This window comes from Bdellovibrionota bacterium (assembly GCA_040386775.1).
Lineage (GTDB): Bacteria > Bdellovibrionota > Bdellovibrionia > Bdellovibrionales > JAEYZS01 > JAEYZS01.
In genome coordinates, this window is sequence record JAZKEU010000022.1 from 42,459 (window position 1) to 53,135 (window position 10,677).

General features: G+C 38.3%; 11 protein-coding genes. 3 read left to right on the forward strand and 8 right to left on the reverse strand.

The annotated features are described in order from the left end of the window. The 3 genes from V4596_13665 to V4596_13675 form a co-directional block, all read right to left on the reverse strand. Positions 1-1,176: hypothetical protein (locus V4596_13665; protein MES2770188.1), on the reverse strand; the 1,176-nt coding region annotated here is incomplete at its 3' end. Positions 1,177-1,384: 208 nt separating this feature from the next. Then, positions 1,385-2,044: an endonuclease III gene (gene nth, locus V4596_13670; protein ID MES2770189.1), complete on the reverse strand. Its 660-nt coding sequence runs from the start codon at positions 2,042-2,044 to the stop codon at positions 1,385-1,387. Further along, on the reverse strand, positions 2,031-2,267 hold the full coding sequence (locus V4596_13675) for a ferredoxin (protein ID MES2770190.1): 237 nt from the start codon (positions 2,265-2,267) through the stop codon (positions 2,031-2,033). Before V4596_13675 ends, nth begins: the two co-directional genes overlap by 14 nt. 105 nt (positions 2,268-2,372) lie before the next feature. Between V4596_13675 and V4596_13680 the strand changes: the two genes are divergently transcribed. The 3 genes from V4596_13680 to V4596_13690 are packed head-to-tail and all read left to right on the forward strand — an operon-like array spanning position 2,373 to position 5,083. Continuing rightward, positions 2,373-3,494 (forward strand): GNAT family N-acetyltransferase, encoded by a 1,122-nt coding sequence (locus V4596_13680; protein MES2770191.1) that lies wholly within the window; start codon positions 2,373-2,375, stop codon positions 3,492-3,494. Then, positions 3,495-4,361 carry a hypothetical protein gene (locus V4596_13685; GenBank protein ID MES2770192.1) on the forward strand — a complete coding sequence of 289 codons (867 nt, stop codon included), beginning with the start codon at positions 3,495-3,497 and terminating at the stop codon, positions 4,359-4,361. A gap of 2 nt (positions 4,362-4,363) precedes the next feature. After that, positions 4,364-5,083, forward strand: a complete 720-nt coding sequence (locus V4596_13690) for an enoyl-CoA hydratase/isomerase family protein (protein ID MES2770193.1) — start codon at positions 4,364-4,366, stop codon at positions 5,081-5,083. Here V4596_13690 and V4596_13695 read toward each other — a convergent pair. From V4596_13695 to V4596_13715, 5 genes are all read right to left on the reverse strand, one after another. Beyond that, a complete protein-coding gene (locus V4596_13695; protein ID MES2770194.1) occupies positions 5,056-5,742 on the reverse strand; it encodes a response regulator in 687 nt (228 codons plus the stop codon). The genes V4596_13690 and V4596_13695 overlap by 28 nt on opposite strands. A gap of 152 nt (positions 5,743-5,894) precedes the next feature. Further along, a complete protein-coding gene (locus V4596_13700; GenBank protein MES2770195.1) occupies positions 5,895-6,965 on the reverse strand; it encodes a hypothetical protein in 1,071 nt (356 codons plus the stop codon). Positions 6,966-7,047: 82 nt separating this feature from the next. Beyond that, the gene (locus tag V4596_13705) at positions 7,048-8,373 is read right to left on the reverse strand and encodes a citrate (Si)-synthase, eukaryotic (GenBank protein ID MES2770196.1); all 1,326 of its coding nucleotides are present in this window, start codon (positions 8,371-8,373) and stop codon (positions 7,048-7,050) included. 97 nt (positions 8,374-8,470) lie between these two features. Then, positions 8,471-9,382, reverse strand: coding sequence for a SpoIIE family protein phosphatase (locus tag V4596_13710; GenBank protein ID MES2770197.1), 912 nt, complete (start codon positions 9,380-9,382; stop codon positions 8,471-8,473). Between the two features lie 60 nt (positions 9,383-9,442). Beyond that, positions 9,443-10,677 (reverse strand): hypothetical protein (locus V4596_13715; protein MES2770198.1); only part of this gene is annotated, 1,235 nt, incomplete at its 5' end.

Below are 10,677 nucleotides of genomic sequence, written 5' to 3' on the forward strand. Positions count from 1 at the left end.
CTGTTTATTTACAAAATGAATGGCTTGCTGTATTCCTTCGTTAGTCACAGCTGCGTAAGCATCTGTTATGGTGATATTTTTATTTGCAACCACAGACTGTTCTAAACCTAAGGACAATAAACGGCTTTCAAACGGCAAACTGTTTCTAGTTACCCAGTTTGGTCTATAGCCCAATCCTACCCAGTGAATCGTTGGGGTTTCTACACGTGCGACGAATCCAAAGTCTTTTATCTCTTGGCTATTCACATCTACAGATCCATTAGAGCGAACCAATATACCTAGTAAATGCGTTAAACTATGAAAGCGACGATTATAAATATAAACATCGTCCATCATTGCACGCCATTCCGGAGAACCTTTTAAAACTTTTCCTTTGGCAATCTCTGAACGCATATGGCGAAGTACTTTTTCCCAAAAACTTCCGATCTGTCTGTTTGTATCAATAATTTTTTTAGGAATTAAAAAAATTGAAGCAAAGTGCTCCAGATCATGCCTGTAAAGACTATTTCTCTCTTTACCTTCAGTGATATTTTCGGACAATTGCGCGGGCTTCAAGCCAAACACCGAACCCCATTTAGGATCGCTGAGAGCCATGGTTCCATCTTTTACCCAGTGTTTAACATACTCCGTTTGATGAGCAGACACTACTTTAGATTGATAAAGCCCCATGTTTATTTGCATGTCTGCTGGAGCGCGGGCGTTGTATTGCGCCCTTAAGTATTCAAATAATTTGGGATTAGGAACTTCCGACATATACTTTCCAAAAATTGGATCTTCTGATTCTTTAAATCCCATTTTTTCAAAAAGTTTTGAATTGTGCTCGTCAATTTCTGTGCGATATTTATCTAATCCACTGCGGCTTTCTTTTAAATTATTTATATTGTGTTGAATGGGTTGGAATAAAGTAGAAACTCCTACCTCTACTCCATTACTATCATAGAATTTTTTATAACCAATTATTTCGATATAAGCACTGATAGGTAGTTTGTGTTTAAGTTTTAAATTAATGACCATCAATGAAGAAATTGGATTTGCATCTTCACTCTTTTTATCTCTTGATAAGGCTTCCTTAAAAAGACCACTGCACGTTAAATCAGAGGCATGTACCGTTGTAAATTGCATTACAACCAATAGGCTAACTATCAGGGATATAACTTTGGACTTTGAAGACAACATAAAATCTCCACTAAAAAATATTCTGTAATGTTTAATTACAATATTTATACCAAGGAAATCAGGTACTTAGAAATTACACGCTTCTATCATAAGTGTTTAATATTGTTGATATTTTTTAATAAAAATGAATTGCCATTAAAAAATAAAAAAAATCATTGAACTGACAAATTGTCATCTCGAGTGTTTACAATATAGACAGAATATTGGGTTACTTGGAATAAGGCAATTGCGGGCAATTTTTGTTGAGAAAACAATTTTTGCAGTCAGGATTTCTTGCGGTACATATCGCTCTTCCGTGGGTGATCAAGTAATGTGAGTACATGGTCCAATCTTTTTCGGGAACTAGTTTTTGAAGTTCCAATTCCAGCTTCACAGCGTCCGTTCCTTTAACAAAACCCATGCGGTTAGAAAGTCTTGTTACGTGCGTATCGACCACCATTCCCGGAATTCCAAAAATATTTCCCAGTACAACATTGGCCGTTTTTCTGCCCACTCCTGGAAGCGCATGAAGCTCTTCCATAGTTTGCGGAACTTCGCCTTTGTGTTTTGCTACCAATTGCTCTGCACAACCCTTGATATTCTTAGCTTTATTTTTGAAAAATCCAGTCGTACGCACAAACTCTTCGATTTCCAAAATATCTGCCTTCAAATAACTTTGCGGTGTCGGAAATCTTTTGAACAATGCCGGCGTCACTTTATTCACACGTTCATCTGTACATTGCGCGGATAAAATTGTTGCTAATAAAAGTTGAAACGCATTTTCGTGATCAAGAGCACAGTGTGCATCTGGATATTCTTTTGCTAGAAGTGAGATGATTTTTTTAACGCGTTTGTGTTTTTCAGAGAAAGATTCTTTACTCTTCGCCATCGTTTCCGATTGCCTCAACCGGGCAACCTTCCATTGCTTCTTTGCACGCTTCTTCTTCTTGAGCTGTCCCAGGCTGTTTTGTGATAAAAGCATGCCCATCTTCATCATTCATAGTGAAGTTATCAGGAGCTGCGCAAACGCAAGCGTCGCAAGATATGCAGGATTGATCCACATAGAACTTACCTGGTTTGTTTTCTTTCCATTTTTCTGATTTGTTAGGCATAGGCTCATATATATAGGCCTTAAGTCCCGCCATGTCAAATGGGCTATGGTCTCGATTTGAAGGCTCAAAGCATACCCTCAATAGGTTCTTTGCTATACTTATTGTATGGATAAAATTCAAGGTAACAACACACTCATAGCTCATGCCCCAACCCAAGAAGAGTACAAAGATTTAGTAAAATTCTTGGACCAAAACTTACGCCCACAAAACAAGTGGTCCATCACCTCGGAGTATCCGACGGCTCTAAATCAAGAAAATATCCATAACCTCCGGATAATTACGGAAGGAAATCAGGTTTTATCTCACGCAGCCCTCAAGCCTCACATCATCAAAACTCCTGTGGCGATCTTTAAAGCTGGAGCCATCGGTAGCGTAGTGACTCATGATAAATACCGAAATCAAGGACTTTCAAGGACAGTACTCAATGACTGCATTGACCTGGCCAGAAAACAAGATTGTGACTTTGCAATTCTTTGGACCAACCTTCATGAATTCTATCAAAAAATCGGATTCGCCTTGGCTGGGTACGAAATCAATCTAGCAATTGATTCAAACTTTGATGTAACACGAGATACTCAATATAAAATTCTTAAAACTCCCAATGTTGATCCCATGGCACTGCACAAACTTATGAGCCAACATACGGTTTCTACTTTTAGAAATCCTGATGAAGTAAGGAAATATTTAAATATTCCAAATTCGAATGTGTACACTCTTTGGGAAGCCAATGGAGCCCTTGGAGCTTATTGCGTCGAAGGAAAAGGCGCTGACCTTGGTGGCTACATCCACGAGTGGGGCGGCGGGGTTTCTAAAATCATGCAGCTTCTAAAGTTTATTCAAGAAGATCAAAAAAGAGAGATCAAAATCATTGCCCCTAATCACTCGCAAAACCTCATCGATGAGTGCGTAGAAAAAGGTGCCATTAGAACTGAAGGGTTCTTAGGAATGATCAAATTGATCAACGAAGAAGCCTTTTTCAAAAAAATTCATAGACACGCCAGAATGGATCTTGGGATTACAAATTTAGTTCTAGAAAAACAAGGTGATGAGTATTGGTTTGGTACAACATCGCAATATCTCAATACGAAAGATCCGATCGATATTATTCCTTTGATGTTTGGGCCAACAAAAATTTCTGATGTGAAGGGGTTTGAACCTTCGACAGTTCAAGTTTTAGAAAAAATATTTCCAATGCCTTTTTGGCTAGGCGGATGGGATTCAATATAAATGAAAACAATTAAATTTTTACTCTTTGCTGTCACGATGACTCTTTCTATTACTTCTTGTATAGAAGATAAGCCTTTAGAAAATGATAAACCTGTCAATCCACAAACCATTCAGAATATGAGACAGGCTTTTGTCGATGCTACTGATGGCGCGACTCCTCTTCTCATGGGACATGGCGAATGGGCTTTATTTAGAATTCAAGCTAAGCTTTATACAGGAGATTTCCAGGGCCTTGGGTACAAAGCTGCACAAGTGGTAGATGCAAAGAATGGAGATATGACCGTCGAAGGTAATTTATATCACAATAGAGATTTGAGAATTTTGTTAACGGATTATAAAGAACCATCTTCTCCAGAAGAGATGGAGAATCCCGTAATCGAATTGCAGAAAGAATGGCCGTGCACTTTTGTTAAGCCACCATTTTATATTTGGTGGACAGACTGCCCACTGCCGATGGAACAGAATTTTTGGGTGTTTAATTCCATTCAGGAGCCTGAAGTTCCAATTTTCTATTCTTTGGCAAAATATGTTGTGAAAGAAAAGCTCCCTAAGAAAATGGTGGATGAAGGGCGTTGCTATAATTTTGTAAATTGCGAGATTAATGTGACCTATCTCGAATACGAAATGTATGGAAAAGACGAAAACGGAGAGGATAAACGAGTGCACTATGTGACTTCTTTTTCAGGAGACTTACCTTATCTCGCTTCAAATCTAAAAACCTGCTACAGCACATTACTTGATCTTGAAGGAAAAAAGCATCCTGCTGAAGTTTGCCAATTGATGGTGGATTTCAAACCCGGAAGTACTCCGCCAGCTTACTGCCCAGACAACAATCCTGAAGTTCCATGTGTTGAGTCTGCCCCGTAATTATGAAAAGCCTTAAGTACTTTAGAATCGAAGTTCGAGAAAAAATACTTATCGCTTATTTTGATAATTCTGCGCAATCCAACTGTTTTGGAATTGCGTGCGCGAAAGAACTGCAAAAAATCATCAAGCATGTGAAAAAAGATAAAATCGAAGGATTACTTCTGACTTCAGATCAGAGAGTTTTTTGCTCTGGCGGAAATCTTAGCGACTACGCAAAACTCAAAAACAAAGCCCAAGGCATTAAAATCAATAAAGAGATTACAAAGATTCTAAATGAGTTCAATAAAATGCCAGTGCCGACAATCTGCTTAGTGACCGGAGATTGCCTCGGTGGCGGCATTGAATGGATCTCTGCATTTGACACTGTCTACGCAACACCTTCTGCATTGTTCGGTATGTGGCAACGTCGCATTGGTCTTTCTTGGGGCTGGGGAGGCGGACATCGCCTTAAACTGCGTGTTTCGAAAAAGAACTTAATGAATCTACTCTTGAATGCGAACAATTTCTCGAGCTACCAAGCACAAGAATTAGGATTGATCGATGCGATTTACACGAATGAATTGATTTTTGAAAAGGGATTGGATTTTTTAAAAAAGCAAAGAGACCTTCCAAAGATCCCTTTTATTAAAATTAAGTCCGGCGATATCAAGCATGAACAAAAAATCTTCCAGTCCCTGTGGATGAATCCTGAACATCAAAGATTGTTAAGAAGATTTCGATAAACATCTTTTGCTTGGATAAATTCTACGCCTACACCCTGACCCTTACCCCAAATGGAGCTCTTTGAATTCCAAACCACTCTTGCATTCACTTCGTATTGTTTGTCCACTTCATTAAGGCTAACTTTCATTTTAACAATGCCACGCACATCTGCCGCTGCGTCTGCGATTTCAAGATAAGCGCCACCTTTAGAGAGGTTTAACATAGAACATTCGTATTGTTTATTTTTACCAATTTGCTCTACGACAGTTTCTTGGTTTGTATAGAATCTCTTGTGGGATTGCTGAGGAACTTCTCTACCTTCCAAAAGCTTACTGATCACCCCAAAAAAATGCTTGTGCTCGAATGGCTTTTCCATAATTACAGATTTTGGAAATGTCTTTAAAAGTTCATGGGCCTTTGGAGCAATTGCACGTGACAACATTATAACTGGGCAGCCATAACCCAACCCTCTAAAGTTTTTTACGACGTTCATTTTTTCTTCTGTAAGAATATCCATATCACACATAATAAGATTCATCTTATCTTGTGATAATTTTCTAACAGCTTCATGGCCGTCAGCAGCTTGAATAACCTTATAGAGTTTATTCAATGTTAAAAGATTTCTAACTTCTCTTGTTGCTTCTGCATCGCTGCCCACCAGTAGAATTTTTGAACTCATATTATTACTCCATAAGATGTATTTTCTTTGATATATACATTATCGGCGTAATCTGAGGCGATCCGTGCTAAGGTTCTGAAAATAAATCATTTTTTACTGCTGATGAAGAATATATCAACAGTTTCTAAAGAATTTTATCTCAATATGAGACGTTATTTTGAAGCAACACCAGAGCTACTTGAACTCGAATTGATTTTATTTAAAATGCAAATAGATCCACTTTGATTTAATTCAAATGCATTATTTACGGATGCAATGCAGCCTCGGACAGAACGATTACATGTTCCCATAATACTTGGCTTTACTTCGTTAACACTTGCATCCAATTTTGCAAAATTTTTGCCCTTTCTACACTGTTCATTTAAGGTTTTAGTTTTAAGATCAGTAGGATTTGCAACTTCTCCCCAGTAACATTTATTTATTTGTTCTCGATTGAAATCTTTCTCTAGATCATCTAATTTTTCTAGGCATGAACTCTTGTGCTTGGTTACACAAGAGCCATCAATTTTTGCGCACATGCTTTTTAAGCATTTTGCAAAAATTGGGTTGGGAGCAATGCATTTTGCAAATGCATTTCCAATAAGGGTGACTTTCAAGTCTGTCGCCTTTGTACCCACCTTACATAATGTATTGTCTAGCTCCTCCAATTGGCGAATGTCTTCAAAAGAAAACGTCGTATAATTGGGGTTCACATAATATACGTCTTCATTTAAGAATTTTTTTGCATCAGAAACATCAAAATTAGATTTTGAAGAACAAGATAATATTTTTCTTTTACCCAATTTTTGCGTGAGCACTGGAGTTCGCTCTTCTACGCGTGCATAAATACACGCTTGAATATTTTTATAATGATTAAGTAACGCCATTGGAGTTTCTTGGCAAAGCCCCATATTATTCTGCTTCAATGAACTGCATGTTTCGGCAAATTTTTGAGTTGTAAGCTTTTGAATTTTTGCTGCGGCCTGTATTTCCGCCCAAATGTTTTGGGCACTCAAGCGATGGAATTCGTTGTCTGTTTTACAAACTATTTTTTCGGCGTCTTGAGCTTGAGAAATATACTCAGCTACTACTTTTTCAGAACTCCTAAAAACTCCCGGGACTAAATCCTTTTCACGAGATGCGAGGTCATCGGCAGTCGACACCATTGAAGCAACGGCGCTTTGAAATGGCAGGTGAAGTAATAATTGAAATGATAAAAATAATAGAAAAATAAAAGTTTTCATTCTCAAAAATCATCGACATAAATTGATTAAACTTTTAGTGTTTAATGTGTGAGCTTAGACCTAGGTCTTGGAATTTTTTATACTATTCACCCCAGATCTGATCTTCACCCTTAATCCAAGCTTTTACATTTTCTGTCGTTACAGATTTTGGTCTTTCTAGAGGGAACCCCAGAGCTCTTGACCAAATTCCCGCCGCCAATACTCCTAGCGCGCGACTCACCCCGAACAGAACAGTGTAGTATTCGTATTCTTTCATTCCATAGTGGATGAGTAATGCACCGGAGTGGGCATCCACATTCGGCCATGGATTTTTGATTTTACCTAAGGATTGTAAGATTGGCGGAACAGTTTCATAAATTTGCCATACTGTTTTAACCGCTGGATCGTCAGGCATATGCTTTTTAGCAAATACTTGTTGCGCCGTAAATCGTGGATCTGTCTTTCTAAGAACGGCGTGGCCGTACCCCGGAACAACTTTTCCATCAGCCAATGTTTTCTTAACGTATTCTGTAATTTGCTCTTTTGATGGAACATCAGTTTTAAGAGTTTCTTGCATTTCAAAGATCCACTTGATCACTTCTTGATTCGCCAATCCGTGCAATGGTCCCGCAAGTCCATTCATACCAGCCGCAAAACATAAATATGGATCGCTCAATGCTGAACCCACAAGATGCGTCGTGTGTGCAGAAACGTTCCCACCCTCATGATCCGAGTGGATTGTGAGATACATTCTCATTAATTCTTTAAAGCTTTCGTTTTCATATCCTAATAGATGAGCAAAGTTTCCTGCCCAGTCCAATTCAGGCTTAGAATCGATTTTCTTTCCGCTTTTATATTTACGTCGGTAAACGTAGGCAGCCACCTCTGGAAGACATGCAATCAAGTTCATTGAATCTTCATAAATATAAGACCAATAATCTTTCTTGCTCACACCTTCTGCATATTTCTTTTGGAAAATTGATTCTGTTTGCAGCGCCATTACACCAACTACAAATTGAGTCATTGGATGAGTTTCAATTGGGAGAGCATCTAGTGTTTTGTAAACGTGTGCAGGAATTTTATTTCTTTTGGCCCAGTCTTTTCTTAACTCTTCAACATCCGCCGCCGTTGGCAATTCTCCTGTTAATAATAGGTAGAATAAACCTTCTGGGAGTGGCTCTGATCCGCCCTTGGCCTTTGGAAGCTTGTCTTGCAATTCAGGAATTGTAAATCCTCTGAAGCGAATTCCTTCATTGGCATCTAGGAGTGATGTCTCGTAAACCATGCCAGTAATTCCGCGCATACCTTGATAAATCTGTGCAAGTGTTACTTCGCCAGCTTTCTTTGCGCCATGCTCTTTGAGCATTTCTTTGTTTTGAGTTGCAAGTTGATCCGCTTTTTGTTTGAAAAGGTTTTTGAGTTTTTCCATTCCTATAGCTTAAAATAAGAGTGAAACTTTCGCCAGTACAAATCTCAGAGGAGATTGACTCACGGCTTTAGGCCCGTCGCACGGTAGTTTTCGTATGTTACGATTTGGCTAATTTCAGGACTCTGTCTTTAACTTCAGCAACTAGCACTGTCACATCTTTGCTTAATTCTTTGCCGCCATTCCACTTTTGGATTTGGAAGAAGACTTCGTTTCTCATTTGATGTGGTGTTTTCTTAGCATTTTCCATAATCATCTTTTTAATTCTATTAACGTCCAGTGCCACGCCTTTAGCGTTCTTGACCTGATGAATACCCTCAGTAAGCAAGATTAAACAGTCTTTGGGATTAAGGGATATCGTCTCGCTTTTGATTTTTGCCTTAAAACTCTTAGTGAAGGCCTCACCTGTTGGTTCAAGCTCTACCAGTTCCTTTTCCGCCGCCTTGTATAGAAATGCTAAGTTTTTACCATGGTGGCAGTAGCTCATTTCATAACTTCTTCTGTTGATCATTGCGTAAAAAAGATTCGCCGTATCTTGATCGCTAATTTGAGGAATCAATTCTTTTGTGATCATCGCAAACACTTTTTCTGGTGGAGCACCCTTTTTAGTCTCTATATGCGAAGTGAGCTTTAATAGCACCGAAAGAAACAGCGAGGAAATCCCGTAACCACTACAGCTTGAAAGTAAAAGCGAAAAACGAAATCTGTCCTCGATTTCAAAAATATCAAAATAATCTCCACCCGATATATAACTGGCCTGAAATTTTGTGCTGAATTCAAAGCCAGGAATATTTGGAAACTCTGTAGGTACTAATTTTTCTTGAATTTTATTGGCGATTTTTAGCTGGCCGTTCAACTTCTCAATCAGAGATTCAATATGATGATTGAGCGTAATCAATTCCTTTTTGAAGGTTTTAATTTCTGCATCTTTTTGCTCCAATTGATCTTCGAGTTCATCAATACGATCTTCGAGTTTATTGGAAGAGGATTTTGGCTTGTCTGTTTTTTTCATTCCTATAAGTTTACGGATTTTTCAGGAAATAGGTCAATCTACTTGTCCTATATATTTTGATCAGTGAACCTGGACGGGGTTCCAACCTAGAATTACCTCAAGCCTTGGATTAAGAGATAAGCTCTTGATGTCCTGGCTTTTTACTTCATTAGGAGCCAAGCGACCCAGCAGCTTTAAAGATGGAATATAGATCGTTAAGGAATCAAATTCCTCGACCCAAGGGAAGTCTGAGATATCATCAATCTTTTCATAGAACTTATGTAGATCATAGTCTTTCTTGGCTTGGATGATCGTTAAGTAATCAGCCGGTAAGCCCTTAACTTCTTTTAGCTCAGGGAAAGAGTTTTGGACTAAGACCCAATGGCGAGCCAAGCTTTTGCTTGTTACAAGCTTTGAGCCATTTCTGAGGTTGATATAAGTATTGTTTTTAAATTTAAAAAGGATATTTTTTTGCATATAGAATGGAAGTTCATTTTTAAATGAAACCAGAGATTCCACCTGAGGAATATCAAACTCAAAAATGTAATCCACGGTTAAATACTCTTCGAATTTCGCGTTCAAGAGCTTTCCGATAAATTGTTCCATATACATGTTATAAACATTAGAGAAATTTTGAAAATTCAAATTTTTTTCAGGGAGTTTGCCTTCAAAAGTTCCAGCAAAACGCATCCAATACTTGGCAAATCCTAATTTTTCTTTAAGCGGCATCTGATCGTAGTAGTGCAGAATTCGATTCACTACCAGAGGCCTCATAGACCAAATGGAAATTTGATCAAACTCTCTGCGTTGAGTGTTTTTAGCCATCGCAATCAAATCACAAAACGGACCTGTCTCAGCAGGGACAAAATCAGTTCTACAAATGTCTTTTTCTGAATAAACGTACTTCAACCAACGTTTGAAATTAAATTCCTTTTCCCAGTTGATTTCATTCCAAAAAACATAAAGAAAAATATCACTCACTACTTCCTGAGTGAACTTATCATCACGAACTTGCTTAGAAGCAAACCCCAAGAACCAAGACTTCAGTAGACTTTTTCTAAAGAGCTTAAGATCTTTAGCCTGCTCAGCACTCATAAGTATTTCATTCGCCGAAACAGATAGATTTGCTGATTCTTTGATCACAATTTTTATAGAATTGGGTTTATAGAAAAATTTATTCTGCCTAAGGAATCTTTCAAAGGACTCTACGCTCTCACCAAGGTTTTTAATGGTCTTTCGATCTCCCAAGATTGGGATCCCGGAGTGCACTTTTTCAAAAAAACAGCTCGGATAAAAAACACTCTCTTGGTCTCGTT